The following is a 26,985-nucleotide window of genomic DNA, read 5'->3' on the forward strand; positions in this document are numbered from 1 at the left end:
CTGGACTTCGTGCCGGTGGTGCACCTGACCAACTCGGTGCCGGACGCCGGCGAGCACTGGGGGCAGCCCGTCATCGCCCGGGGGACCCGGCCGGACCGCCGGCCGGACGGCCCGGGGCCGGGACGCGCGTCACACCCACGCGTGGTTCCCGGCCCCGGGCCGTCGCCGCTATCGTCCGGATCATGTTTGCTGCCTACGCCGCACGTATCGATGCCGACGACCCGCTCAGCGGACTGGAGTTGGGCGAGCTCCCCGAGCCGCAGGCCCGCCCCGGGTGGAGCGTGGTCACGGTCAAGGCCGCCAGCCTCAACCACCACGACCTGTGGTCGCTGCGCGGGGTCGGCCTGCCGGCCGAGAAGCTGCCGATGATCCTCGGGTGCGACGCGGCGGGCGTCGACGAGAACGGCGACGAGGTGGTCATCCACTCGGTGATCGGCCAGAGCGGCCACGGGGTGGGCCCGAACGAGCCGCGCTCGATCCTGACCGAGCGCTACCAGGGCACCTTCGCCCAGCAGGTCGCGGTGCCCACCTGGAACCTGCTGCCCAAGCCCACCGAGCTGAGCTTCGAGGAGGCCGCCTGCCTGCCCACCGCCTGGCTGACGGCCTACCGGATGCTGTTCACCAACGCCGGCGTCAAGCCCGGCGACACCGTCCTGGTGCAGGGGGCGGGCGGCGGTGTGGCGACCGCGCTGATCGTCCTCGGCAAGGCGGCCGGCCTGCGGGTCTGGGTCACCGGCCGGGACGAGGCCAAGCGCCACCGGGCGGTGGAGCTCGGCGCCGACGCGGCCTTCGAGAGCGGCGCCCGGCTGCCCGCCCGGGTGGACGCGGTGATGGAGACGGTTGGTGCCGCGACCTGGTCGCACTCGGTGAAATCGCTGCGCCCGGGCGGCACCATCGTCATCTCGGGTGCCACCTCCGGCCCCAACCCGAAGGCCGCCGAACTGAACCGGATCTTCTTCCTGGAGCTCAAGGTGGTCGGCTCGACCATGGGCACCAAGGAGGAGCTGGCCGGGCTGCTCGCACTCTGCGCCAACACCGGCGTCCGTCCGGTGATCGACTCGGTGCTGCCGCTGGGCGAGGCCCGGGACGGCTTCGCCCGGCTCGCCAAGGGCGACGTCTTCGGCAAGATCGTCCTCAACCCCTGACGTGAGAGGGGCCCGGTGCTCCCCGCGGGAGCACCGGGCCCGGATCCTCCGTACCGCGGCCGCGGTCGGCACGCCTTCGCCGGCCGTGCCGTCACGGGCCGCCCGGCCGTCAGCCGAGCAGCCGCTTCAGCCGCTCGCCCGCGGCGCCCAGCACCGCGCCGGCCTCGGCCAGCCTGTCCGCGCTCACCCCGCCGTCCCGGGCCGCGTCGCGGACCTGGTCGCGGAAGCGGTCGAGCAGGCGCTCCAGCTCCCGGGCCGGGTCCCCGGCCGGGTCGGTGCGCGCCCAGGAGGGCAGGTCCGCCGGGGCGGCCGACTCGTCCGCGTCCAGGTCGATCCGGGTCACGGTGATCCGCTCGTCCGCCGGCGCCGACTCGTCCGACGGCTGGCCCCAGCGGGCCGCGTCGGCCAGGCCGGACAGGCCCTTGGTCAGCTCGGCCAGCCCCTCGGCGAGCCCGGTCGGCCAGTCGCCCTTCGCGGCGTGCTCGCGGACCTGCTGCTCGACCCGGCGCTTGATCCGCAACGCCTCCTGCTGCGCGGCGTTGCGCGAGGCCTTGGCCTGCTCGCGCAGCCGACGGGACTCCTCCTCGGCGGCCTTCGCCTTGGCCTTGGCCGCCTTCTCCTGCTCCCGGGCGCGCTTGGCCTGCTCCTTGGCCTGCCGCTTGAACTGGGTGAACTCCTCCTTGGCGCGCTGCCAGGAGTCGTTGTCGCCCCAGGGGCCCGCCCACGGGTCGCCCTCGCCACCGGCGCGGTCCGGCCTGGGGGCCTGCTTGGCGGCCTTCCACAGCTCCTCGCGCAGGTCCTTGGCGCTGTCCCGGACGTCCTCGCGGATCGCCCCGGCGAGCTGCGCCACGGAGTCCCGGATCTCCAGCTCCAGTTCGTCCAACTCGCCCCGCCGGGAGTCGAGTTCGGTGCGACCGGCGTCGGTCAGCCGGTAGACCTTGCGGCCGCCCTCGGTGCTGTGGGTGACCAGGCCCTCCTGCTCCAGCTTGGCCAGCCGCGGGTAGACCGTCCCGGCCGAGGGGGCGTAGAGGCCCTGGAACCGCTCCTCCAGCAGGCGGATCACCTCGTAGCCGTGCCGCGGGGCTTCGTCGAGCAGCTTCAGCAGGTAGAGCCGGAGCCGGCCGTGGCCGAACACGGGGGTCATCTCAGGCCTCCTTGGTGAGGTCGGGCTTGCCGGGCGCGGCCGGGAGCTCCTTGGCTGGGCCCTCGTCCTCGGGCTCGGGGCGGCTCAGCACGGTGACCGCGCCGGAGACGGTGGTGACGTTGAGGCTGCCGCGGCCCTCGCCGAGCTGCCCGGACAGCTTCTTGGCGCCCCAGGTGCTGCTCAGCTTGAGCTGCTCGAAGCTGCTGGAGATGTCGCCGCTGGTGGAGCCGGCCTCGACCTTGGCGTCGGTGCGGGAGGGGATGCGGACGACGACCGGCCCGCTGACGGTGGTGACCTTGACGTCGGCCTCACCGTCGACGTCGAGGTCCAGGGTGACGGCGCCGGTGACGGCGTTGGCCTGGACCCGGTCGGCCGTGCCGGCGACCACGGTGAGCTGCCCGGAGACGCTGTTGACCCGCAGCTGCCCGCCGACCGACTGGGCGTCCACGTCGCCGGTGACGGTGTTGGCGTCGGTGCGGCCGGTCAGGCCGACCAGGGTGGTGTCGCCGTTGGCGCTCTGTACCGAGACGTGCCCGGCGATGCCGGAGACGGTGGCGTCGGCGGAGACGGTGCCGACCTTGACCTCGGCGTCGGCCGGGACGGTCAGCGTGATGCCGGCGACCCGCTTGCGCTTGAGGGAGCCGAAGAAGCTCTTGACCGAGCCGACCGACTTGAGCCAGTCGCCGAACTCGCCCCAGCTGTTGATGTCCTTGTAGGTGACCGTCAGGACGCCGTCCACCACGGTCACGTGCAGCGGTTCGCCCCGGAGCTCGGTGACCTCCAGACGGGCGGGGCCCTCGGCGGCCACCACGTTCACCGTGCCCTCGATGATCCGCACGTGCAGCGCGCGGACCGCCTCGTCGATGGTGATCCTCTCGGGCCCGTCGACCGTCCACTGGCTCATCTCTGCCGCCTCCCGTCGTCGATCGCGATGTATCGCGTTCTCTTCTAAAGACGATATATCGCGTGCCGGGAGAGTCAAGCGTGCCGGACCCCGATACCGACCCCGATCCGCCCCCGAGACCTCCCCTACGGGACACCCCGTGGGAAGCGGCCCGCGGGCATGCGAGAGGCCCGGGAGGCGGTTGCCTCCCGGGCCTCTCGGCGGCCGTCAGCGGGTCACTCGTCGTCCTCGTCGTCGAGCCGGGCCAGCCAGGTGGCCAGCCGCTCGACCGGGATCTCGAAGTCCGGGTTGAGGTCGACGAACTCGCGCAGGCGCTCGGCCAGCCACTCGAAGGTGACCTCCTCCTCGCCGCGCCGGTTCGCCAGCTCCTCGATGCCTCGGTCGGTGAAGTACACGGTTCGCTCCGGTCCGGTGGGGGTCGACCCGGTCAGGATAGACCGGGCCGGTCAGCCGTCGTTGCGCCAGTAGCTCAGCGACAGCTTGACCGCGCCGCTGCTCTTGTTGCCCTGCTCGATCACCTTGGCGATCACGACGCCGCCGTTGTTGCGGTTGCGCAGGCAGAACAGCCGGCCCGGGGGGAGGTCGTCGAACTTCAGGCTCTTGGTGGGTTCCCGGTCGATCGCCGCCGAGCAGCTCTGCGGGGTGAGCACGTTGTCCCGGCTGATGTAGGCGTCGGAGTTGCTGTCCAGGTCGAAGCTGCCGGAGCTGGTCGGGTCCAGGGCCCAGGACGGGTAGGTGTTGTCCGGGACGACCTTGCCGCCGGACAGGTCGAAGCTGTAGCTGTAGCTGGTCGCGAAGAGTTCGGTGTCCTGGTAGACGACGGTGTAGACGCTGTTGCGGGGCACGGTGGCACCGGCCGACGGGCTCTTGGAGGAGCCGGTGGCGCCGCTGTTCTTCGTGGTGCCCGGCGTGGGCGACGGCGAGTCGTCGTCCGCCTCGGTCGGGGTGGACCTGGGCGTCGTCGGCGCCGGGTTCACGGCGGTCGGCGAGCCGGCGGAGGTGGAGGCCGCGGCGGTGTCCTTCTTCTTGCCGTCGTCCAGCTTCTTCATCAGCACCACGCCGCCCGCGGTGCCGCCGACGGCCATCACCAGGGCGACGGTGAGCAGCACCTTCCAGGACACCCCGCCCTTGCGCGCGGGCTCCGGCTCCGGCACCGCCGCGACGGGGTGGGCGGTCACCACCGGTCCGGGCGGCGGGGTGTCGAAGGACGGCGGCTCCGGCTGCAGCCGGGCGGTGGGCGGGGCGGGCAGCACCGGGGCGGTCGGCGACTCGGTGGGCGCCTGCGGGGCGCCGTACGCGCCGAGCGGCGGCGGCGCGAAGCCCGGCGGGGGCGTTGCGGGCTGCTGCGGCGGGTGCACCACGGTGGCGGGGTGGGTCGGTGCGGCGGGCGGCGGAGGCGGTGTGGCCGGAGCGGTGGCCGGCATCGCGGGCAGCGGCGTCGGCGGGGTGGCGGGCGCGGCCGGCAACGGCGTGGGCGGCGTCTTGGGGAGGTCGGAGCGGCGGGTGATCTCGGTGTTGACCTGGCGCGGCAGCCAGTCGTCGCCGAACCGCAGCTGGCCGCCGACCTCGGGGTGGTTGCGGGCGACCCGGATGATCTCGGCGGGGCTCGGGCGGTCCTCCGGGCTCTTGGCCAGGCAGCGCTGGACCAGCTCGCGCAGGTCCGCCGGGACGGCTGACAGGTCCGCCTCCTCGTGCACCACCCGGTAGAGCACCGCGGTGTCCGGGCCGTCGCCGAACGGCGCGGTGCCGCCGGCCACGTACGCGGCCAGGGCGCCCAGCGCGAAGACGTCGGTGGCCGGGGTGACCGGGCGTCCCTGGGCCTGCTCGGGGGACATGAAGGCGGGGGAGCCGATCCGGTAGCCGGTGCCGGTGAGGGCGGTGGCGTCGGCGGCCCGGGCGATGCCGAAGTCGATCACCCGCGGGCCGTCCCCGGCGACCAGCACGTTGGCGGGCTTGAGGTCGCGGTGGACCACCTCGACGCTGTGGATCGCCTGCAGGGCCTCGGCGATGCCGCCCATCAGCAACAGCACGGTGCGCACCGGCAGCGCGCCGTTCTCGCGCACCACCTGCTGCAGGGACGGGCCCGGGACGTAGGCGGTGACCAGCCACGGGGAGTCGGTGTCCAGGCCGCCGGAGTCGATCACCTGCGCGGTGTAGAGCCCGTGGATGCGCTGGGCGTTGCTGACCTCCTGGGCGAAGCGACGGCGGAACTCGCCGTCCTCGGCGAACTCCGGGCGCACCACCTTGAGCGCGACCGGGCGCCCGCCCGGGGTGTACGACAGGTAGACCCGGCCCATGCCGCCGGCGCCGAGCCGGGCGAACAGCCGGTAGCCGCCGACCTCCCTGGGGTCGTCCGGGAGGAGCGGCTGGAAGACCGGCGGGAGCCTGTCGGCGTCCCGGGGCGTGTCGGCGGTCATGCGGTGATCCCCCTGGGTGAGCGGTGAGGTCGTACGGCCGGGGCGGCGGGGCGCGGTGACGGGCGTCCGGCGCCGACCGGCGAGGCATAACCTATCGATCCGTCAGGAGTCCGTGCATCGGGGTTCCGGTTTGGTTGCAGAGCTGGGACCTTGACATGGCGTGGCGATGAAACGGTTCTCCCGGAAACGACACGGCCCCCGTCCTCCCGGGTGGGAGGACGGGGGCCATGGGTCGTCAGGTGTCCGAGCCTTGGGGCGTCAGAGCGAGAAGACCTCTTCGATCAGCGCCTGCTGCTCGGCGGCGTGCCGCTTGGCCGAGCCGACCGCCGGGGACGAGGCCGTCGTCCGGGCGACGCGGCGCAGGCGGGAGCCGCCGGCACTGCGGCCGATGACGACCTGCAGGTGGTCGACCAGGTTCATCGCGATGAACGGCCAGGCACCCTGGTTGTCCGGCTCCTCCTGCGCCCAGACGAACTGGACGTTGTCGCCGTAGCGGGCCAGCTCCTCCTGGAGCTCGGCCACCGGCAGCGGGTAGAGCCGCTCGACCCGGACGATCGCGGTGTCGGTGACGCCGCGCTCGGTGCGGGCCGCCGCCAGGTCGTAGTAGAACTTGCCGGCGGTGATGACCACCTTGCGGACCTGCGCCGGGTCGACGGTGGTGTCGCCGATGACCGGGCGGAACGAGCCGGACAGGAACTCCTCGGTCGCACTCGCCGCAGCCTTCAGACGCAGCATCGACTTCGGGGTGAAGACGACCAGCGGCTTGTGGTGCGGGTTGTGCGCCTGCCAGCGCAGCAGGTGGAAGTAGTTCGACGGCAGGGTCGGCATGGCGACCGTCATGTTGTTCTGCGCGCACAGCTGGAGGAAGCGCTCCGGGCGGGCGGACGAGTGGTCCGGGCCCTGGCCCTCGTAGCCGTGCGGCAGCAGCAGGGTGACGCCGGAGTGCTGGCCCCACTTCTGCTCGGCGGAGGCGATGTACTCGTCCACCACGGTCTGCGCGCCGTTGACGAAGTCGCCGAACTGCGCCTCCCACATGACCAGCGCGTTCGGGCGGGTCAGCGAGTAGCCGTACTCGAAGCCCATGGCCGCGTACTCCGACAGCAGGCTGTCGTAGACGGTGTAGCGGGCCTGGTCCTCGGTGAGGTACTGCAGCGGGGTGTAGTCCTCGCCGGTCTTGCGGTCGATCAGGACGGCGTGCCGCTGGCCGAAGGTGCCGCGGCGGCTGTCCTGGCCGGCCAGGCGGACCGGGTGGCCCTCCATGAGCAGCGAGCCGATGGCGAGGGTCTCGCCCATCGCCCAGTCGATGGTGTTGTCCTCGACCGAGCCGGCGCGGCGCTGCAGCTGCGGCAGCAGGCGCGGGTGGACGGTCAGCCAGTCCGGGTGGTTCACCTGGGAGGCGGCGATCCGCTTGACCATCTCCTGGGAGATGCCGGTCTGGATGGAGACCGGGAAGTCGGCGACCGGCTTGCCGGCGGTGGCGTCGGCCGGCGCCTGGGCCGCGTCGCGGACCTCGGCGAAGACCTTCTCCAGCTGGCCCTGGAAGTCCTGGAGCGCCTGCTCCGCCTCTTCCATGGTGATGTCGCCGCGACCGATCAGGCCCTCGGTGTACAGCTTGCGCACCGAGCGCTTCTTGTCGATCAGGTCGTACATCAGCGGCTGGGTGAACGACGGGTTGTCGGCCTCGTTGTGACCGCGGCGGCGGTAGCAGATGAGGTCGATCACCACGTCCTTGTGGAACTCCTGGCGGAACTCGAAGGCGAGCCGCGCGACGCGGACCACGGCCTCCGGGTCGTCGCCGTTCACGTGGAAGATCGGGGCCTCGATCATGCGGGCCACGTCGGTGCAGTACATCGAGGAGCGCGAGGACGCCGGGGCGGCGGTGAAGCCGACCTGGTTGTTCACCACGACGTGCACGGTGCCGCCGGTGCGGTAGCCGCGCAGCTGCGACATGTTCAGCGTCTCCGCGACGACGCCCTGGCCGGCGAAGGCCGCGTCGCCGTGGATCTGGATCGGCAGCACCGGGAAGGTGGTGCCGCCCTGGTCCAGGATGTCCTGCTTGGCGCGGGCGATGCCCTCGACGACCGGGTCCACCGTCTCCAGGTGGGAGGGGTTCGCGGCGAGCGAGACCTTGATGGTCTCGCCGTCCAGACCGGTGAAGGTGCCGTCGGAGCCCAGGTGGTACTTGACGTCGCCGGAGCCGTGCATCGACTTCGGGTCGAGGTTGCCCTCGAACTCGCCGAAGATCTTGCCGTACGGCTTGCCGACGATGTTGGCCAGCACGTTCAGGCGGCCGCGGTGGGCCATGCCGATGACGGCCTCGTCCAGGCGGTGCTCGGCGGCGGCGTCGATGGTCGCGTCCAGCAGCGCGATCAGCGACTCACCGCCCTCCAGCGAGAAGCGCTTCTGCCCGACGTACTTGGTCTGCAGGAAGGTCTCGAAGGCCTCGGCGGAGTTCAGCCGGCGCAGGATCCGCAGCTGCTCCTCGCGCTCCGGCTTCGCGTACGGCTTCTCCAGGCGCTCCTGCAGCCACTTGCGCTGCTTCGGGTCCTGGATGTGCATGTACTCGATGCCGACGGTGCGGCAGTAGGTGTTGCGCAGCAGGCCGAGGATGTCGCGGAGCTTCATCATCTTCTGGCTGCCGAAGCCGCCGACCGCGAACTCGCGCTCCAGGTCCCACAGGGTGAGGCCGTGGGTGGTGACGTCCAGGTCGGGGTGCTTGCGCTGCTTGTACTCCAGCGGGTCGGTGTCGGCCATCAGGTGACCGCGGACCCGGTAGGAGTGGATCAGCTCCATGACGCGCGCGGTCTTGTTGACCTCGTCGTCGTGGGTGGTGGCGACGTCGGTGGCCCAGCGGACCGGCTCGTACGGGATCCGCAGCGACTCGAAGATCTCGTCGTAGAAGCCGTTCTCGCCGAGCAGCAGACGGTGGATCTCGCGCAGGAACTCGCCGGACGCCGCGCCCTGGATGACGCGGTGGTCGTAGGTCGAGGTCAGCGTCATGATCTTGGAGACGCCCAGGCGGGACAGGGTCTCCGGGGCGGAGCCCTGGAACTCGGCCGGGTACTCCATGGCGCCGACGCCGACGATGGTGCCCTGGTTCTGCATCAGGCGCGGCACGGAGTGCACGGTGCCGATGCCGCCGGGGTTGGTCAGCGAGACCGTGACGCCGGTGAAGTCGTCCATGGTCAGCTTGTTGGCGCGGGCCCGGCGGACGATGTCCTCGTAGGCCTGCCAGAAGCCGAAGAAGTCGAGGGTCTCGGCCTTCTTGATGGCCGCGACGACCAGCTGGCGGTCACCGTTGGGCTTGACCAGGTCGATGGCCAGGCCGAGGTTGACGTGCTCGGGCTTGACCAGGAAGGCCTTGCCGTCCTCCACCTTGTAGCTGTGGTTCATGCCCGGGGCGGCCTTGATGGCCTGGACCAGGGCGTAACCGATCAGGTGGGTGAAGGAGACCTTGCCGCCGCGGGCGCGCTGCAGGTGGTTGTTGATGACGATGCGGTTGTCGATCAACAGCTTCGCCGGCACGGCGCGGACCGAGGTCGCGGTCGGCACCTCCAGCGAGGCGTCCATGTTGGTGGCGACGGCCTTCGCCGGGCCGCGCAGCTGGACCAGCTCGGGGCCGGCAGCGGCGGCGGGTGCGGCCGGGGCCGGCGCGGCGGCCTTCGGGGCCGGGGGCGCGGCGGGCGCGGCGGCGAGCGGGGCGGCAGCCGGCGCCGGAGCGGCCTGGGCGGCCGGTGCGGCGGGGGCGGGCGCGGCCGGAGCAGCGGCGGGCGCGGGGGCAGCGGCAGGGGTCGGCGTGGGGCCGGCCTGGGTCGCGGCCTGGGTCACTGGGGTCACCTCGGTACCGGGCTTGTAGTCGGCGAAAAAGTCCCACCAGGCTCGGTCGACCGAGTTCGGGTCCTGGAGGTACTGCTGGTAGATCTCGTCGACGAGCCACTCATTGGGGCCGAAGCCAGTGGAACTTGCCGAGCTGTTGGGGGTTTCAGGGGACTGTGGCGACACGGCGGCAACCGCCCTCTTCCGCTTCCTTTTGGGATGTTTGGACAGCGGGGATTAAGGCTACGCCCCTGACCAGTGATCGCGCAGTCCCCGGGGGCCAGGCGTCGCCCAGATCACAGTCCTGACCTGCAGTTTGGCTGAAAAAGTGCGTTAGAAAGCCGTATCTGAGGGGAACCGATCGGCCCCAAACAGGGCTATTACCCGGATAAAACCGGACAAACCCCTACTGAAATCCTCTAACGATCTTCGTGTGCGTCTGTGTCGGATCTGTGACAAATGTCCCGGCCGTCGTCCTGGCGCGGCCCCGGCAGGCGGACCTCGATCCGGCAGCCGCTCGGCGACTCGGCGACCGCGATCCGTCCGCCGTGCAGGTCCACCGCCCAGCGGGCGATGGCCAGGCCCAGGCCGGTGCCGCCGTCCGCGCCCGGTCCGGCCGCGGTCGCGGTGCCGCTGCGGCTGAACCGCTCGAAGACCCGGGTGCGGTCGGCCGGAGGGATGCCCGGGCCCTCGTCCTGGACCTCCAGTAGCAGGCCGAGGCCCCCGCCGTCGGGCCGCGCGCGCACCGTCACGGTGCCGCCGGGCGGGGAGTGCTTGCAGGCGTTGTCGACCAGGTTCGCGACCACCTGGTGGAGGCGCTCGGGGTCCGCCACGCCGGTCAGGCCGGCCGGACTGACCTCCAGGGCCAGCCGGACGTCCCCGCGCCGGGAGAAGGCCCCGCCGGCCGTCGCGCCGTCCACGGTGACCCCGCGCAGCACTCCGTCCAGGAACTCGCGCACCTCGAAGGGGCGGGCGTCCAGGTCGACCACGCCGTCGTCGATCTTGGAGAGGTCGAGCAGGTGGGTGACCAGGCGGCCGAGCCGCTCGGTCTGCTCCAGGGCCGCACCCAGGGTCGCCGGATTGGGCTGGACGACGCCGTCGACCACGTTCTCCAGGACGGCGCGCAGCGCGGCGATCGGCGTGCGCAGCTCGTGCGAGACGTTGGCGACCAGCTCGCGGCGGTGCTGGTCGGCGGCCTCCAGGTCGGCGGCCATGCCGTTGAAGGCGGCCGCCAGCTCGCCGATCTCGTCGCGCGAGTTCACCTCGACCCGGCGGCTGTAGTCGCCGGAGGCCATCGCGCGGGCGGCAGCCGTCATCTCGCGCAGGGGGGCGGTCAGCCCGTGCGCGAGGAACTGCATGAAGAGCAGTGAGGCGATCATGGAGAAGACCATGATGATCCGGATCTGGGTCTCGGACCGGATCGCCACGACCACCATCCCGGTGGCCAGGAACACGGAGACGATCACCAGCAGGGCGAGTTTGCCCTTGATCGAGCGGACCGGGTCGAGCGGCCGGATGTCGGCCCAGACCCGGCGGGCGGCACGGACGGCCAGCGTCTGCGGCCGCGCGCCGTCGGATTCCCCGTTGCGTTGCTGTGGAAAGGTCATTGGTCCCTGTGGTCCCCGCGTGTGTCCCCCCGCGTGGTGGCACGGCGTCGTTCGGGTCACGGGCCCCCCGGTGGCCCGTCGCCCGAGGCCCGCCGTCAGGAGAGCGGGGCCTCCAGTGCGTACCCGACACCGTGCACGGTGCGGATCCAGCTGGCGCCGATCTTCCGGCGCAGCGCCTTGACGTGGCTGTCCACGGTGCGGGTGCCGGACGCGTCGGTCCAGTCCCAGACCTCGGCCAGCAACTGCTCGCGGGTGAGCACCGCGCGCGGCTGGGCGGCCAGGCAGGCGAGCAGGTCGAACTCGGTCGGCGTCAGGTGGACGTCGCCCGAGGACAGCCGGACCCGGCGCTGCACGTGGTCGATCTCCAGTTCGCCGAAGCGCAGGCTGCCGAGTGCGGGCGTCCGGGCGGCCTGCTGGGCGCGCTCGACGCGGCGCAGCAGCACGTTGACCCGGGCGGCCAGTTCGCGCATCGAGAACGGCTTGGTCATGTAGTCGTCGGCACCCACGCCGAGGCCGACCAGCAGGTCCGTCTCGTCGTCGCGCGCGGTCAGCATCAGTACCGGCACCGGGCGTTGGGCCTGGATCCGGCGGCACACCTCCAGGCCGTCGAAGCCGGGCAGCATGATGTCGAGGACGACCAGGTCGGGCTGCCAGGTGTGGAAGCCGTCGACCGCGCCGGGACCGTCGTGGGCCACGGCGACCTTGAAGCCCTCCGCGCCCAGTCGGGCCGCGATCGACTCGGCGATCGTCGGCTCGTCCTCCACCACCAGCACTCTGCGTTGGCTGCTCACCGCGCCGCCGGTGTTGTGGTTCTCCTGCTGAATTTCTGTCACGGTCACGCCACCGCCCCCAGGGCTGCGGGCCGGCCACCTGTGGGGATGGCGGGGCTCCGCTCGTAGTCTTGTTCCGTCGTGGACTGTGCCGGGTCCGCCGTCCCGTCGCGCGATCGGGAGGCGAGGACGGATTCGTCGGCCGCCCACTTCTCCCGCGCACACCGCAGCGTACGGACAGCGGATGGTTTCCGGCAGGTGGACCGGACGTTTCCGGCCCGTGGGGCGGCTGTTCGGGCCGCCCGCGGACCCACTGCACGAGTGGGCACGGGCCGATACCTTACCCGGCGAATTTTCACTGCGTAACGGTACGTATGCAGTCGAGTTGACGCCAAGTCGCCGGTCAGAGGGCCTACTGACGCGTCAATCGAAAGAAGGTCTGGACCAATGTCGGGAATCCGGCCGTCCGCTACGTCGACGGTCTTCACCGGCTTTTCCCAGGTGCCTCTCAGAACCTCGACGTACCGTGGCCACGACAACACCCGACCGGGCGGAACCCGCGGTGCGCGTCGGTGCGTTCGCACCGGGTGGGCGCCGTCGGCTGCGGCGTGGAGCGGAGGCGGCATGGCGGGACCGCGGCAGGTCGTCGACGGGCGGACGCCCGCGGGAGCGCCGTACGGCATGCTCCGCCACGGGCTGCGCACCGGTGTCGCGCGGTGGCTGCTGGACCGGGTGCCGACGCCCCGGCGCAACCCCTTCACGCTCGGCTACCTCGCCGTCGTGGGTGCCACCACGACCTTCGCGGGGCTCGCCGACCCGGAGCTCGTGCAGCGACTGCGGGAGGCCTCCAGCTCGGACGGGCACAACCTGCTGCAGCACCCCCTGCGGGCCCTGGTCCTGAGTGGTTTCTGGGTGGCCGGCGACGTCTGGGTGCCCTACCTGTGGGGATTCGCCTTCACCCTCGCACCGCTGGAGCGCAGGGTCGGGCCCGCCAGGGCGGCGGCCGTCTTCGCGACCGGCCACGTCGCGGCCACGCTGCTCTCCCAGGGCGTGGTGATCACCGCGGTGGAGACCGGGCGGATGGCGCCCGAGGCGATGGACCACCTGGACATCGGGGTCAGCTACGGCGTGCTCGCCTGCCTGGGCGCGCTGTGCGGACTCCTGCCCCGGCACGGCCGGCTGCTCGCGCTGAGCGGGGCCGGGCTGATGATCGCCCAGCAGATCGCCTCCGACCGGGACGTGGTCACCGCGGTCGGGCACCCGGCGGCGGTGCTCGCCGGGATGGCGCTCTGGCGTTGGCTGCGCCACACCGAGCGGCGCCCGCCCCGGCTGCATCCGGCCGTGGCGGCGGTCGGTGGTGCGGCACCCGCGCGCGGCGGGGCGCGCGTGCGAACCGTGCGCTGAGGGTCTCCCGCGCGCGCCCGGTGATCCTCCGGCGCCCTTTTGACGGCCGGGCCGCGGCCCGCCCGCGGGGTCTCCACGGTCCGATCGTGTTCGCTCACGGCGAACCAAGTCCCGGGAACATCCGGTGCCCGTGAAGCCTTAGTCAGGTCGGCTCAACTTCACTGACTGGGGAGAGATCATGGCATCGACGTCCACACCGCTCACCCTGCCCGTGCTGCCGCTCGACGACGAGGTCGTCCTGCCGGGCATGGTCGTCCCGCTGGACCTCAAGGACACCGAGGTGCGCGCCGCGGTCGAGGCCGCCCGCGCCGCGGCCACCGGCGGCAAGCCGCAGGTCCTGCTGGTCCCGCGGGTGGACGGCTCGTACGCGGCGGCCGGCACGCTGGCCACCGTCGAGCAGGTCGGCCGGCTGGCCGACGGGGAGCCGGCCGCACTGGTGCGCGCCGTGCGCCGGCTCCGGATCGGCGTCGGCACCACCGGACCCGGCGCCGCCCTCTGGGTGGAGACCACGCCGTTCCGGGAGTCCTCGGTGGGCACCCCGGTGGCCGGCCGGGCCGCCGAGCTGGTCAAGGAGTACAAGGCGCTCTCCACCCAGTGGCTGCGCCGCCGCGGCGCCTGGCAGATCGTGGACCGGGTCGCCCAGATCGAGGGCGTCGGCGAGCTCGCCGACAACATCGGCTACGCGCCGTTCGTCACCGCCGAGCAGAAGCTCAAGGTTCTGCTGGAGGCCGACCAGGTCGCCCGCCTGGAGTACGCGCTGACCCTGCTGCGCGACCACCTCGCCGAGGAGGAGGTCAACGACACCATCCGCAAGGACGTCGAGGAGGGCGTGGCCAAGCAGCAGAAGGAGTTCCTGCTCCGCCGCCAGCTGGAGGCCGTCCGCAAGGAGCTGGCCGAGCTGAACGGGGACCCGGCCGACGAGGAGGGCGACTACCGGGCCCGGGTCGAGGCCGCGGACCTGCCGGAGGGCGTCCGCGCGGCCGCCCTCAAGGAGGTCGACAAGCTGGAGCGCAGCTCCGACCAGTCGCCCGAGGGCTCGTGGATCCGCACCTGGCTGGACACCGTCCTGGAGCTCCCCTGGAACGAGCGCACCGAGGACGCCTACGACATCGCCGGCGCCCGCGCGGTGCTGGACGGCGACCACGCCGGCCTGGCCGACGTGAAGGATCGCATCGTCGAGTACCTCGCCGTCCGCAAGCGCCGGGCCGACCAGGGCCTCGGACTGGTCGGCGGCCGCCGGGGCGGCGCGGTGCTGGCCCTCGTCGGCCCGCCCGGCGTCGGCAAGACCTCGCTCGGCGAATCGGTGGCCCGCGCGATGGGCCGCAGGTTCGTCCGGGTCGCGCTCGGCGGCGTCCGCGACGAGGCCGAGATCCGCGGCCACCGGCGCACCTACGTCGGCGCGCTGCCCGGCCGGCTGGTGCGGGCGATCAAGGAGGCCGGGTCGATGAACCCGGTCGTCCTGCTCGACGAGATCGACAAGGTCGGCTCCGACTACCGGGGCGACCCGGCCGCCGCCCTGCTGGAGGTGCTGGACCCGGCGCAGAACCACACCTTCCGGGACCACTACCTGGAGGTCGACCTCGACCTCTCCGACGTCGTCTTCCTCGCCACCGCCAACGTGCTGGAGGCCATTCCCGAGCCGCTGCTCGACCGGATGGAGCTGGTCCGGCTGGACGGCTACACCGAGGACGAGAAGGTCGTCATCGCCCGTGACCACCTGCTCCCGCGCCAGCTGGAGAAGGCCGGCCTCGGCGGCGGCCAGGTCGACGTGGACGAGGCCGCGCTGCGTCGGCTGGCCGGGGAGTACACCCGTGAGGCGGGCGTCCGCAACCTGGAGCGCTCGATCGCCCGGGTGCTGCGCAAGGTCGCCGCACAGGCCGAACTGGGCGAGCGCGAGCTGCCCGCCGCGGTCGGGCCGCAGGACCTGCGCGCCCTGATCGGCCGTCCGCACCACGTGCCGGAGTCCGCCCAGGAGCCGGCCGAGCGCCGCACCGCCGTCCCCGGCGTGGCCACCGGCCTCGCCGTGACCGGTGCCGGCGGCGACGTCCTCTACATCGAGGCCTCGCTCGCGGACGCCGAGACCGGCGGCACCGGGCTGACCCTCACCGGGCAGCTGGGCGACGTGATGAAGGAGTCGGCGCACATCGCGCTCTCCTTCCTGCGCTCGCGCGGCGCCGAGCTGGAACTGCCGGTCACCTCGCTGCGCGACCGCGGCGTGCACCTGCACGTCCCGGCCGGAGCCGTCCCCAAGGACGGGCCGAGCGCCGGCATCACCATGACCACGGCGCTGGCCTCGCTGCTCTCCGGCCGCAAGGTGCGCACCGACGTCGCGATGACCGGTGAGGTGTCGCTGACCGGGCGGGTGCTGCCGATCGGCGGGGTGAAGCAGAAGCTGCTCGCCGCCGACCGGGCCGGGGTCACCACGGTGATCATCCCCAAGCGCAACGAGGCCGACCTGGACGACGTCCCGGCCGAGGTGCTGGAGCGGCTCACCGTCCACCCGGTGGCGGACGTCCGCGAGGTGCTGAAGCTGGCGCTGGAGCCGGCCGAGGTGCTGGTCGCCGCCTGAGCAGCGGTCCGAGGGGCCGACGGCATCCCCGCGTGCGAGACTGCGGAGATGCCGTCCCTCACGCAGCGTGCTCTGGCCCGGGTGCCGGACCGGCTGCGCCCCTTCCTGGTTCACCACCGCCGACTGGTGAAGTTCCTGATGGTCGGGGGCACCTGCTTCGTGCTCACCGTGGTGGTCAACCTCGAACTCAAGTTCACCGTGCTGCAGCACAAGCCGGTGGTCGCGTTGACCGTCGCGACCGTGATCGGCACCGTCGTCTCGTACGTGCTGAACCGCTGCTGGGCCTTCCGGGCCGGCGGCCGGCAGCGTGAGGTCCTGCTGTTCTCCCTGGTCAGCGTGGTGGCGATCGCCGTCAACGATGTACCGCTGGCGGTCTCCCGGTACGTCCTGGACCTGCGCGAGCCGTTCGTCAGCCCCTTCGCCCAGGAGGTCGCGGACTTCGTCAGCGGGATGGTGGTCGGCACCTTCGTCGCGATGCTGTTCCGCTTCTGGGCGATGCAGCGCTGGGTCTTCACCCGGCTCGCCGACCGGCCCGGGGCCGGGCCCGCCCTGGTGCGGACGGTCACCCCGGAACCCGGTTACGCTGCACCCGAGATGCCACGGGATGTGCCGTAAGGGGCGAGGTGAGCCTGATGCACGAACCGGACGGCGTCCGGACCGGGCCGGCCAGCCAGCAGGGCATGCGCCGGGCCAACCTGGCCCTGGTGCTCACGGTGATCGCCGGCGGGCCGCGCTCGCGCGCCGAGGTGGCCGCCGAGACCGGGCTGACCAGGGCCGCGGTCTCCTCGCTCGCCGAACAGCTGATCGCCGGCGGCCTGGTCGTCGAGGAGGGCCCCGCCGCGCCCAGCGGCAAGGTCGGCCGCCCCGGCACCGCGCTCGGACTCAACCCGCTCGGGCCCGGCGGCCTCGGCGCCGAGATCGGCGTCCGTCACCTGGGCGCCTGCGTGGTCGACCTGCGCGGGGAGGTCCGCGCCTGGCGGCGCCAGGAGATCTCCAACCACGGCCGGACGCCCGCCGCCGTCATGGCCGACCTGGCCCGGCTGCTGCGCGCGGCCGTCGCCGAGTCCGGCCTGAGCCCGGCCGGACTCACCCTGGCCGTGCCCGGGCTGGTCGGCGACTCCGGCGCGGTGCTGCAGCGGGCCGCCAACCTGGGCTGGGAGGACGTCCCGCTGGCCGCCGGGCTGCGCGCGGCGCTGCGGCCGGGCGCGGACGGCCTGGACGAGCTGCCGGTCGAGGCCGACAACGAGGCCAACCTCGGCGGACTGGCCGAGCGCTGGCTGGGCGACGGCGCGGAGGACTTCCTGTACGTCTCCGCCGAGGCCGGGGTCGGTGCGGCGATCGTGGTCGGCGGGCGCCTGCTGCGGGGAGCGCGCGGCCACGCGGGCGAGTTCGGCCACGTGCCGGTCCACCCCGACGGGCCCCGCTGCGCCTGCGGGGCGCGCGGCTGCCTGGAGCAGTACGCGGGCGAGGCGGCGGTGCTGCGGGCGGCCGGCCTGACCGGCGCCCGGGGCGACTGGGTGACGCTGCTCGCCGACCGGGCCGGGGCCGGTGAGGAGCCGGCCCGCGCGGCCCTGGCCGGAGCCGGGTCGGCGCTCGGCATCGCGGCCGCCGGCGCGGTCAACCTGCTGGACCCGGCCGAGGTGGTGCTGGGCGGCGGCTACGCCCGGCTGGCGCCCTGGCTGATCCCCGCGATGCGCGCCGAGCTGACCGCCCGGGTCACCGTCCGGCCGTGGGCCGAGGACCGGCTCACCGTCTCCCGGCTGGGCCGCCGCGGCCCGCTGCTGGGCGCCGCGGTGCGCGTGGTCCGGGGCATCGTCGCCGACCCGGGGCTGCTCGCGGGCGGCTGACCCTCCGCTGCGCGGCCCCGGCCGGGAACGGGCCGAGCCCCCGGCCGTGGGGCCGGGGGCTCGGTGTGGCGGGGAGGGATCAGACCCCGACTGCGGTGGGCTCGGGCTCGCGCTCCTCGGCGCGGGGGCCGCGCAGGACGGCCAGAAAGGCGATGCCGATGCCGACCAGCGCCCAGATCACCAGGACCAGGATCGGCATCCCCAGGTTGGTCGAGCCGAAGTAGGCGATCGACTTGGTGGCGCCGGTGCCGGCGCCGTTCGGGATCACCGAGCCGATGGCCCGCCAGAACGGCGGCATCATCGGCGCCGGGTAGACCCCGCCCGCGCTCGGGTTGCCGAGGACGACGAAGACCAGTACCGCGATGCCGATGCCGATGATCCCGAACAGGCACTGCAGCGCCATGGTGAACGCGCCGACCGAGAAGACCACCAGGGCGCCGATCGCGGACAGGGCGAGGATCGAGCCGGGCAGCGCGTCCAGGACCGGCCCGGCGATGATCGCGCCGCCGACGCCGGCTGCGACCGAGTAGAGCGCCAGGACACCCAGGCGGATCAGCAGACGGTGGGCGTTGGCCGGCTTGGAGCCGGCGCTGATGCCGAGGATCGAGGCGACCAGGTAGCCGCCGACGCACCAGCCGATCACCAGGTAGAAGGAGGAGAGGCCGTTGGTGTCGCCCTTGGCGAGCGGCACGACGTCCTGGACCTTGACCGTCCGGCCCTGGGACTGGTCGATCGCGGTGGTGACGGTCTCGGCGGCCTTGGCGGCGGACGGGCCGCGGGCGCCGCCGACCAGCAGGGTGTCCTCGGTGCCGGTCGGGTTCACGACCCAGGCCGCGTAGATCTTCTGGTCCTTGATCTGCGCGGTGGCGGTCTCGGCGTCCGGCGCGGTGACGGCCTTGACGGCGCCGTTCGGGACCGCCTCCAGCGCGCCGATCAGCTTGGGGGCGACCTGCGGCGGGGCGACCACCGCGATGGAGAGGTTGTGCGGGGCGGGCTTGTGCAGCGCGCCGATGTAGGAGGTGATGAAGCCGAGCTGGAGGAGCAGCACTCCGATCACGAGCAGTGCCGCGCGCGGGGTGACCGCGCTCTTCAGTTCGGCGACGAAACCCTGCCCAGGGGCTGCCATCCACATCTCCTTGCGTATCGGGGAAAAACGGATCTCCGGAACCGATACTTCATACCATGAAGTAGTTGGTCCGCGGCAGCTCCCGCACCGGGTCCGGGCCGGGGCCGCTGCGCGATACTGACGCGGTGAGCGACGAGGAAGCCCTGGTGGTGGTGGAGCGCGAGGTCGCGCTGATGTTCCGGCGGGGCCGGGCCAGAGTGGCGGAACTCTCACGCCGGGTGCACCCCGGACTGGAGGGCACGGCCTACAGCATGCTCGGCTACATCGAGCAGGCCGGGCGGGTCCGGGTGACCGACGTCGGCCTGCACTTCTCGGTGGGCAAGGCGACGGTGAGCCGGCAGATCCGGGCGCTGGAGGACCTCGGCCTGGTGGCCCGGGAGGCGGACCCGCTGGACCGCCGGGCCGCGCTGGTCTCGCTGACCGAGGACGGGCGCCGGCGCTACCTGGACGCCCGGGACGTGCGGATGCGGCGGGTGCGCGAGGTGATGGGCGGCTGGTCGCCGGACGACGTGACCCGCTTCGGGGAGCTGCTGCGCCGCTTCAACGACGTCCTCGGGGAGCCGGCCGCCGAGTGACGGGGGAGCCCCGGGCGGCGTCACCGGCGCCGTCGGTGCGGGTCACGGGCGCTCGTGGTGCGGGCGACCGGTGGCCGTGGTGCGGGTGGCCGGCGCGGGTACCCGTGCGGGCTTTACCCACCCTTGAAGAAAGTTGCCTAATTCAACCATCTCGTCTTATGGTTGCTTAAGGCAACGAATTTTCATGATGCGCGCATCCCGCCCGCCTGCGCCGAAGGACCCAGATGACCGTGACCACCGAGGCCGCGAGCGGCAGCGCCGCCGCCGTCGACACCCAGCAGATGACCCACCGGCAGGTGATGGAGGCGCTCTCCGGCCTGCTGCTCGGCCTCTTCGTGGCCGTGCTCTCCTCGACCGTCGTCTCCAATGCCCTGCCGCACATCCTGGCCGACCTGCACGGCGGCCAGTCCGCCTACACCTGGGTGATCACCGCGGCCCTGCTCACCCTCACCGCCTCCACCCCGATCTGGGGCAAGCTCTCCGACCTCGCCAGCAAGAAGCTGTTGCTGCAGATCGCGCTGCTGATCTACATCGCGACCTCCGCGCTGGCCGGCCTCGCGCAGAACACCGGTGAGCTGATCGCCTGCCGCGCACTGCAGGGCATCGGCGCCGGCGGTGTCGTCGCGCTCGGCCAGATCTGCCTGGCCGCGATGGTCCCGCCGCGCGAGCGCGGCCGGTACAGCGGCTACTTCGGCGCGGTCTTCGCGCTCGCGACCATCGGCGGCCCGCTGATCGGCGGCGTCATCGTGGACACCTCCTGGCTGGGCTGGCGCTGGTGCTTCTACGTCGGCATCCCGTTCGCCGTGCTCGCGATCGCGGTGGTCCAGCGGACCCTCAAGCTGCCGGTGGTCAAGCGCAAGGCGAGGATCGACTACCTGGGCGCGCTGGTCATCACCGCCTCGGTCAGCCTGCTGATGATCTGGATCACGCTGGCCGGCAAGAACTACGCCTGGCTGTCCTGGCAGACCGCGGCCATGGTCGGCGGCGGCCTGCTGCTGGGCGCGCTGGCCGTCGTGGTCGAGCGCCGCGCCGCCGAGCCGATCATCCCGCCGGACCTCTTCAAGTACCGGACCGTCACCCTGGCCGCCCTCGCCAGCGTGCTGGTCGGCGTCGGCATGTACGGCGCGACCACCTTCCTCAGCCAGTACTTCCAGCTGGCCCGCGCCAAGTCCCCGACCACGGCCGGCCTGATGACCCTGCCGATGATCCTCGGCCTGGCGGTCTCCTCCGCCGTGGCCGGCCGGCTGATCACCAAGTACGGCAAGTGGAAGGCCTACCTGGTCGCCGGCACCGCGCTGCTCACGGTCGGCTTCGGCCTGCTCGGCACCACCCGGGCCGACACGGACTACGGGCTGCTCTCCCTCTACATGGCGATCACCGGCGTCGGCCTCGGTCTGACCAGCCAGAACCTGGTGCTCGCGGTGCAGAACACGGTGCCCCGGCACGAGCTCGGCGCGGCCAGCTCGGTGGTCACCTTCTTCCGGACCATGGGCGGCGCGATGGGCGTCTCCGCGCTCGGCGCGCTGATGACCGACCGGGTCGGCCGCTACCTGGCGGAGAACCTGGCGGCCGCGCACGTCCCGGCCGGGCACGCGGCGGCCGGCGGCGGCATCCCGGACCTGCACAAGCTGCCGGCCCCGATCGTCCCGCTGGTGACCGACGCCTTCGGGCACGGCGTCGGCACCGTCTTCCTGTGGGCCGCGCCCTTCGCCGGGCTGGCCTTCGTCACCGTGCTCTTCATCCGGGAGACGGTCCTGAGGACCACCCAGGAGAGCTGACCGGCCGGCAGGACCGAGGACGCGCGCGACGGGTCGAGACCCGCGGGTCCCGACCGGGCGTACGAGAACGGGCCGGGGAGTGCACCTTCGCACTCCCCGGCCCGTTGCGTCGGGCTCCGCGGCCGGGCCAGGCCCTGTCCGGACCTAGTGGCCGGCGATCAGCGTCAGCCCGTAGCCGACGGCCGCAGCGCAGACCGCGAAGCAGGCGTACGCGCCGGCCAGGGCCAGCTTGCCGCCGCCCTGGGCCGGGGCGCTCCCGGCCTCACGGGCGGCGCTCAGCGAGGCCTCGCGGCGGGACAGGGCCAGGATGCCGAGCGCGAAGACGGCGACCACGGCGACGGTGATGCCGAAGCTGAAACCGGCGGTCTGGGCCAGGGCGGTCCACTTGATGTGCATGGTGAGTGCTCCTCAGCCTGCGGCGCTCAGGCCGCGACCGTGGTCGAGGCGGGGGTGGGGGCGTTCGCGGCGACGGCCGGTGCGACCTCGACCTCGACCGTGGTGACGTCGTTGACGTTGTCCGCGCCGACCGGCTGGCGGCGGGAGATCAGCCACATCGCGCCCGAGCCGGCCACCAGCACGGCGCCGACCAGGGCGACGCCCCAGCTGCCCTGCTCGGCCAGCAGGGCCGCGCCGCCGGAGACCAGCGCGGCGGCCGGCAGGGTCAGGCCCCAGGTGTAGACCATGCGGCGGACCATGCTCCAGCGCAGCTCGCCCTTGGGGCCGCCGAGGCCCGCGCCCATGATGCCGCCGGAGCAGACCTGGGTGGTGGAGAGGCCGAAGCCCATGTGCGAGGAGGTCAGGATGACCGTCGCGGCGGCCGACTCGGAGGCGAAGCCCTGCGGCGGCCGGATGTCGGCCAGGCCCTTGCCCATCGAGCGGATGATCCGCCAGCCGCCCATGTAGGTGCCCAGCGCGATCGCGGCACCGGCGGAGACGATCACCCAGGTGGGGGGCAGCGCGCCGTGCGGCAGGGCGCCGACCGAGACCAGGGTCAGGGTGATGATGCCCATCGTCTTCTGGGCGTCGTTGGTGCCGTGCGCGAGCGAGATCAGCGAGGACGAGAAGATCTGGCCGGTCTTGAAGCCCTTCTCGGTGGCCGCGCCGTCGCCCTTGCGGGTGATCGCGTAGGCCAGCTTGGTGGCGCCCCAGGAGGCCAGGCCGGCGACGAACGGCGAGGCGACCGCCGGGATGATGATCTTGGTGATCACGGTGTCGAAGTTGACGCCGTTCATGCCGACGCCGACGATCGTGGCGCCGATCAGGCCGCCGTACAGCGCGTGCGAGGAGCTGGACGGCAGGCCGCGCAGCCAGGTCAGCAGGTTCCAGAGGATCGCTCCGGCCAGTGCGGCGAAGATGATCTCGGGATGGACCCCGGCCTTCTCGTTGACGATGCCGCCGGAGATGGTGGTGGCGACCTTCACGGACAGGAACGCGCCCGCGAAGTTCAGGACGGCCGCGATGGTGACCGCGACCTTCGGACGAAGGGCCCCGGTCGCGATCGCGGTGGCGGCCGCGTTGGCGGTGTCGTGGAACCCGTTGGTGAAGTCGAAGGCCAGCGCCGTGATGATCACAACGGCTACCAGGAACGAGATGTGTTCCATACCCAAACAATCGTCGTAGTTGTCGCACGGACGTTGGTGACGTCGCGACCGTAGGTCGGCTTGGTAAACGGAAGGTGAACTGAGCCGGGAATCGTGGTTCCGATGGTTGACTAGTGGTAACCGTAAGCTTTCGCCGGGGTGACCTCGACCGCACTGAACTGGGCATTGGCGTGGAACGCCCTGGTTCGACCGGGTTTGCTGAGAGCTGTCTCACAGTTCAATCGAGAATTAACCTCCCAGTACGCGTGCGCCCTGTTTCCGGCGAGTAACCCATGGGAGGATCTGCGGGATCCGGGAGACCGGGACAGGGCACTGGGCGGGGAGGACCAACCCATGGGCGGGGCTGGACAGCGTACGGAGACGACAGGCGTGCGCCCCTGGGTGCGGGCGGCCCTGCGGTGCGGAGCCGTCCTCGCGGCCGCCGCACTCGCCCTGCCGGCCGCCGCCGGCGCCGCCTGGGCCGCACCCGACCCGGGCGCAGGCACCGTCGTCGCGGGCGCCGACCCGCTCGCCGCCGCCAAGGCCACCCTCGGCCCGCTCCTCGACCAGCTGCACGCGCTCTACCAGAGCGCCGAGGCCGCCACCGAGGAGTACAACGGCACGGTGGCCAAGGTCGCCGAGCAGCAGGCCGCGCTCACCGACCTCCAGGGCAGGCTGGAACGCCAGCAGAAGGAGGTCGACGCCGGCACCGACATCGCCTCGCAGCTGGCCGCCGCGCAGTACCGCAACGGCGCCGCCTCCGCGTACGCCGAACTGCTGCTGTCCAAGGACCCGTACGAGGCCGTCACCATCGCCGAGCTGCTCGCCACGGCCAGCCGCTCCCAGTCGGAGTTCCTGGAGCGGCTGAAGAACGACCGGAACGCGCTCGACGGGCTGAAGAAGCAGACCGAGGACGCGCTGAAGGCCTCCCAGGGGCTGGTCGCCCAGCAGGACGCCGCCAAGGCCAAGGTCGCCGCCGACCTCGCCTCGGTCGAACAGGTCGTCTCCTCGCTGACGGGCGCCCAGCGGACCGAGCTGGAGCAGCTGGAGAAGGCGAAGGCCGACGAGGCCCAGCTCGCGTTCCTCGCCTCCGGAGCGCTCGGCAAGGGCGAGCGCACGCCCTCGCAGCAGGGGCGCGGGGCGGTGGCCTTCGCGCTGGCGCAGGTCGGCAAGCCCTACCTGTGGGGCGGCATCGGACCGGACTCCTACGACTGCTCCGGCCTCACCTCGCAGGCCTGGCTGCACGCCGGCAAGCCCATCCCGCGCACCAGCCAGGAGCAGTGGGCGCAGCTGCCGCACGTGGCGCTCAACCAGCTGCGGCCCGGTGACCTGGTGATCTACTTCCAGGACGCCTCGCACGTCGGGATGTACATCGGTGGTGGGCTGATCGTGCAGGCGCCGCGCCCGGGGGCGTTCATCAAGGTGTCGCCGATCGGCTCGATGCCGATCCTCGGTGCCGTCCGGCCGGACCCGTCCGGCGCGGCCGACGACGCGGGCGGCGCCTGGAAGGTGCCCGACCTGCCGGCCGGCTGGGACTCCACCACCCCGATCGCGCCGAACCCCACCAAGCCGACTCCGCCGACCACCCCGACCACCCCGCCGACGTCCCCGGGCCAGCCCACCGGCACGCCGACCACCCCCGGCGGGACCGGCACCCCGACCGACCCGGGCACCCCGTCGGGCACCGGCACGCCGACGCCCACCCAGGCCCCGACCGGCACGCCGACGACCCCGACCACGCCGACGACCCCGACCACGCCGCCCGGCACGCCCGGCACGCCCACCCCGACCGGAACGGGGAGCCCGGCGGGCACCCCGAGCGGCACCGGCTCCGCCACCGCCTCCGTCTCGGCCTCCGCCTCCGTCCCGGGCAGCCCCACGGCGACCCGGCCGCTGGGGACGCCCACGCACTGACCGCCCGCTCCGACGGCGAGGCCGCCCCGCGTCCGAGGACGTGGGGCGGCCTCCGCCTTCGTCGGGGGTTATGCGCCGGTGTCGGCGGCGAAGCGGATCACCACGGCCTTGGAGGTCGGGGTGTTGCTGATGTCGGCGGTGGAGTCCAGTGGGACCAGGACGTTGGTCTCGGGGTAGTAGGCCGCCGCTCCGCCGCGGGCGACGGGGTAGTGGACGACCCGGAAGTGGGGCGCGCGGCGCTCGACGCCGTCCTTCCACTCGCCGACCAGGTCGACGTACTCGCCGTCGGTGAGCCCCAGTTCGGCGGCGTCGGCGGGGTTGACCAGGACCACCCGGCGGCCGCCCTTGATGCCGCGGTAGCGGTCGTCGAGGCCGTAGATCGTGGTGTTGTACTGGTCGTGCGAGCGCAGCGTCTGGAGCATCAGGCGGCCCGGCGGGACCTCGGGGGCGGTGAGCGGGTTGACGGTGAAGTTGGCCCTGCCGGTCGCGGTGGGGAAGGTGCGGGAGTCCCGGGGACCGTGCGGGAGGGTGAAGCCGCCCGGCCGGCGGACCTTCTCGTTGTAGTCCGCGAAGCCCGGGACGACGCGGGCGATCCGGTCGCGCAGGGTGTCGTAGTCGGTGGCGAAGTCCTCCCACGGCAGGGTGTCCCGCGGGCCGAGGACGGCGCGGGCGAGGCGGCAGACGATCGCGGTCTCGGAGAGCAGGCCGGGCGCGGGCGGCCGCAGGCCGCCGCGGGAGGCGTGGACCTGCCCCATCGAGTCCTCGACGCTGACGAACTGGGCGCCGGCGCCGGTGACGTCCCGGTCGGTGCGGCCGAGGGTGGGCAGGATCAGGGCGCGGGCGCCGGTGATCACGTGCGAGCGGTTGAGCTTGGTGGAGACGTGGACGGTCAGCCTGCAGCGGCGCATCGCCGCCTCGGTGACCTCGGTGTCCGGGCTGGCCGCGACGAAGTTGCCGCCCATCGCGAAGAAGACCTTGACCTTGCCGTCGCGCATCGCGCGGATGGTGTCCACCGAGTCGAGGCCGTGCGCGCGCGGCGGCTCGAAACCGAACTCGTTCTCCAACGCGTCGAGGAAGGCCTTGGCGGGCCGCTCGAAGATGCCCATCGTCCGGTCGCCCTGGACGTTGCTGTGCCCGCGCACCGGGCAGACACCGGCGCCGGGGCGGCCGACGTTGCCGCGCAGCAGCAGGAAGTTGACCACCTCGCGGATGGTGGGGACGGCGTGCTTGTGCTGGGTGAGGCCCATCGCCCAGCAGACGATGATCTTCTTCGAGCCCAGCACCAGGCGGCCGAGCTCCTCGATCTGCTCCCAGGGCAGGCCGGTCGCGGCCAGCACCTCGTCCCGCTCGGTCTTCCGGGCCTGGGCCTCGAACTCCTCGAAGCCGTGGCAGTGCTCGGCGACGAAGTCGCGGTCGACGCCGTCCTGCTCCAGGACGATCCGGTTGAGCGCGCGGAACAGTGCGAGGTCGCCGCCGAGGCGGATCTGCAGGAAGAGATCGGTCAGCTTGGTGCCGTGGCCGACCAGGCCGCGGGCGTGCTGCGGGTTCTTGAACCGCTCCAGGCCGGCCTCCGGCAGCGGGTTGACGCTGACGATCGTGGCGCCGGCCCGCTTGGCGCGCTCCAGCGCGGAGAGCATCCGGGGATGGTTGGTGCCCGGGTTCTGGCCTGCCACGATGATCAGGTCGGCCTGGTAGAGGTCCTTGAGGCTGACGCTGCCCTTGCCGACGCCGAGCGTCTCGGTGAGCGCCGAGCCGGAGGACTCGTGGCACATGTTGGAGCAGTCCGGCAGGTTGTTGGTGCCGAGCCGGCGGGCGAACAGCTGGTAGGCGAAGGCGGCCTCGTTGCTGGTGCGGCCGGAGGTGTAGAAGGCGGCGCCGTCCGGGGTGTCCAGGCTGCGCAGCTCCTCGGCGATCAGCGCGAACGCGTCGTCCCAGGAGACCGGCCGGTAGTGGGTGGCACCCTCGTCGAGCAGCATCGGCTCGGTGAGCCGGCCCTGCTGGCCCAGCCAGTAGCCGGAGCGCCCGGCCAGGTCGGCGACCGGGTGGGCGGCGAAGAAGTCGGCGCGGATCCGGCGCTCGGTGGCCTCCTCGGCGACGGCCTTGGCGCCGTTCTCGCAGAACTCGGCGGTGTGCGTCCTGTCCGGCTCGGGCCAGGCGCAACCGGGGCAGTCGAAGCCGTCCGGCTGGTTGACCTTGCGCAGGGTGGCCAGGGTGCGGCGGGCGCCCATCTGCTCGGCGGCCATCCGCAGGCTGTGGCCGACGGCGGGCAGTCCGGCGGCCGCGTGCTGGGGCGCGGAAACCTCGGGGGCGTCCTGCGCCGGGTCGCTCTGCGGGGCCTGCTTGGCCATGACCGCTCTCCTCGGCTCTGCTCGATCCGGCCGTACCGCCG

General features: G+C 72.8%; 19 protein-coding genes. 8 read left to right on the forward strand and 11 right to left on the reverse strand.

All coding sequences use genetic code 11. The annotated features are described in order from the left end of the window. Window positions 1-182: 182 nt before the first annotated feature. Window positions 183-1,145, forward strand: coding sequence for a zinc-binding dehydrogenase (locus AB0D10_RS10200; protein WP_360253903.1), 963 nt, complete (start codon window positions 183-185; stop codon window positions 1,143-1,145). A 109-nt stretch (window positions 1,146-1,254) separates the two neighbouring features. Here the strand turns inward: AB0D10_RS10200 and AB0D10_RS10205 are convergent, their stop codons facing one another. The 7 genes from AB0D10_RS10205 to AB0D10_RS10235 form a co-directional block, all read right to left on the reverse strand. Continuing rightward, on the reverse strand, window positions 1,255-2,289 hold the full coding sequence (locus AB0D10_RS10205) for a PadR family transcriptional regulator (RefSeq protein WP_360253905.1): 1,035 nt from the start codon (window positions 2,287-2,289) through the stop codon (window positions 1,255-1,257). A 1-nt stretch (window position 2,290) separates the two neighbouring features. Continuing rightward, window positions 2,291-3,193, reverse strand: a complete 903-nt coding sequence (locus tag AB0D10_RS10210) for a DUF4097 family beta strand repeat-containing protein (RefSeq protein ID WP_360253907.1) — start codon at window positions 3,191-3,193, stop codon at window positions 2,291-2,293. Window positions 3,194-3,408: 215 nt separating this feature from the next. Further along, window positions 3,409-3,588, reverse strand: a complete 180-nt coding sequence (locus AB0D10_RS10215; RefSeq protein WP_360253909.1) for a DUF6104 family protein — start codon at window positions 3,586-3,588, stop codon at window positions 3,409-3,411. 51 nt (window positions 3,589-3,639) lie between these two features. Next, entirely contained in the window at window positions 3,640-5,610 is a 1,971-nt protein-coding gene (locus AB0D10_RS10220) for a protein kinase (RefSeq protein ID WP_360253911.1), read from the reverse strand. Window positions 5,611-5,868: 258 nt separating this feature from the next. Further along, window positions 5,869-9,612 carry a multifunctional oxoglutarate decarboxylase/oxoglutarate dehydrogenase thiamine pyrophosphate-binding subunit/dihydrolipoyllysine-residue succinyltransferase subunit gene (locus tag AB0D10_RS10225; RefSeq protein ID WP_360253913.1) on the reverse strand — a complete coding sequence of 1,248 codons (3,744 nt, stop codon included), beginning with the start codon at window positions 9,610-9,612 and terminating at the stop codon, window positions 5,869-5,871. A gap of 233 nt (window positions 9,613-9,845) precedes the next feature. Then, window positions 9,846-11,033 carry an ATP-binding protein gene (locus AB0D10_RS10230; protein WP_360253915.1) on the reverse strand — a complete coding sequence of 396 codons (1,188 nt, stop codon included), beginning with the start codon at window positions 11,031-11,033 and terminating at the stop codon, window positions 9,846-9,848. A 95-nt stretch (window positions 11,034-11,128) separates the two neighbouring features. Beyond that, window positions 11,129-11,866, reverse strand: coding sequence for a response regulator transcription factor (locus AB0D10_RS10235; protein ID WP_360253917.1), 738 nt, complete (start codon window positions 11,864-11,866; stop codon window positions 11,129-11,131). A 561-nt stretch (window positions 11,867-12,427) separates the two neighbouring features. On the opposite strand from AB0D10_RS10235, the gene AB0D10_RS10240 reads away from it, so the two are divergent. From AB0D10_RS10240 to AB0D10_RS10255, 4 genes are all read left to right on the forward strand, one after another. Further along, window positions 12,428-13,207 carry a rhomboid-like protein gene (locus AB0D10_RS10240; protein WP_360253919.1) on the forward strand — a complete coding sequence of 260 codons (780 nt, stop codon included), beginning with the start codon at window positions 12,428-12,430 and terminating at the stop codon, window positions 13,205-13,207. Window positions 13,208-13,385: 178 nt separating this feature from the next. Next, the gene (gene lon, locus AB0D10_RS10245) at window positions 13,386-15,776 is read left to right on the forward strand and encodes an endopeptidase La (protein WP_360253921.1); all 2,391 of its coding nucleotides are present in this window, start codon (window positions 13,386-13,388) and stop codon (window positions 15,774-15,776) included. A 48-nt stretch (window positions 15,777-15,824) separates the two neighbouring features. Next, complete coding sequence (locus tag AB0D10_RS10250) at window positions 15,825-16,391, forward strand: GtrA family protein (protein WP_360253923.1); 567 nt, start codon at window positions 15,825-15,827, stop codon at window positions 16,389-16,391. A gap of 17 nt (window positions 16,392-16,408) precedes the next feature. Beyond that, complete coding sequence (locus AB0D10_RS10255) at window positions 16,409-17,623, forward strand: ROK family transcriptional regulator (protein WP_360253925.1); 1,215 nt, start codon at window positions 16,409-16,411, stop codon at window positions 17,621-17,623. A 79-nt stretch (window positions 17,624-17,702) separates the two neighbouring features. Here the strand turns inward: AB0D10_RS10255 and AB0D10_RS10260 are convergent, their stop codons facing one another. Next, a complete protein-coding gene (locus AB0D10_RS10260; RefSeq protein WP_360253927.1) occupies window positions 17,703-18,749 on the reverse strand; it encodes an ABC transporter permease in 1,047 nt (348 codons plus the stop codon). A gap of 125 nt (window positions 18,750-18,874) precedes the next feature. Here AB0D10_RS10260 and AB0D10_RS10265 point away from each other — a divergent pair, with 125 nt between their 5' ends. Together AB0D10_RS10265 and AB0D10_RS10270 are read left to right on the forward strand one after the other, a co-directional pair. After that, the gene (locus AB0D10_RS10265; protein WP_360253929.1) at window positions 18,875-19,324 is read left to right on the forward strand and encodes a MarR family transcriptional regulator; all 450 of its coding nucleotides are present in this window, start codon (window positions 18,875-18,877) and stop codon (window positions 19,322-19,324) included. 224 nt (window positions 19,325-19,548) lie between these two features. Next, window positions 19,549-21,102, forward strand: coding sequence for an MDR family MFS transporter (locus AB0D10_RS10270; protein ID WP_360253931.1), 1,554 nt, complete (start codon window positions 19,549-19,551; stop codon window positions 21,100-21,102). Window positions 21,103-21,246: 144 nt separating this feature from the next. Here AB0D10_RS10270 and AB0D10_RS10275 read toward each other — a convergent pair whose 3' ends face one another. Together AB0D10_RS10275 and AB0D10_RS10280 are read right to left on the reverse strand one after the other, a co-directional pair. Continuing rightward, window positions 21,247-21,498: a hypothetical protein gene (locus tag AB0D10_RS10275; RefSeq protein ID WP_360253933.1), complete on the reverse strand. Its 252-nt coding sequence runs from the start codon at window positions 21,496-21,498 to the stop codon at window positions 21,247-21,249. 26 nt (window positions 21,499-21,524) lie between these two features. Further along, window positions 21,525-22,703: an inorganic phosphate transporter gene (locus AB0D10_RS10280; protein WP_360253935.1), complete on the reverse strand. Its 1,179-nt coding sequence runs from the start codon at window positions 22,701-22,703 to the stop codon at window positions 21,525-21,527. Between the two features lie 369 nt (window positions 22,704-23,072). On the opposite strand from AB0D10_RS10280, the gene AB0D10_RS10285 reads away from it, so the two are divergent. After that, window positions 23,073-24,596: an NlpC/P60 family protein gene (locus AB0D10_RS10285; protein ID WP_360253937.1), complete on the forward strand. Its 1,524-nt coding sequence runs from the start codon at window positions 23,073-23,075 to the stop codon at window positions 24,594-24,596. Window positions 24,597-24,664: 68 nt separating this feature from the next. Here AB0D10_RS10285 and AB0D10_RS10290 read toward each other — a convergent pair whose 3' ends face one another. Beyond that, a complete protein-coding gene (locus tag AB0D10_RS10290; protein ID WP_360253939.1) occupies window positions 24,665-26,944 on the reverse strand; it encodes an FdhF/YdeP family oxidoreductase in 2,280 nt (759 codons plus the stop codon). Window positions 26,945-26,985 lie beyond the last annotated feature (41 nt).

Source organism: Kitasatospora sp. NPDC048545, assembly GCF_040651155.1.
Classification (GTDB): Bacteria; Actinomycetota; Actinomycetes; order Streptomycetales; family Streptomycetaceae; genus Kitasatospora.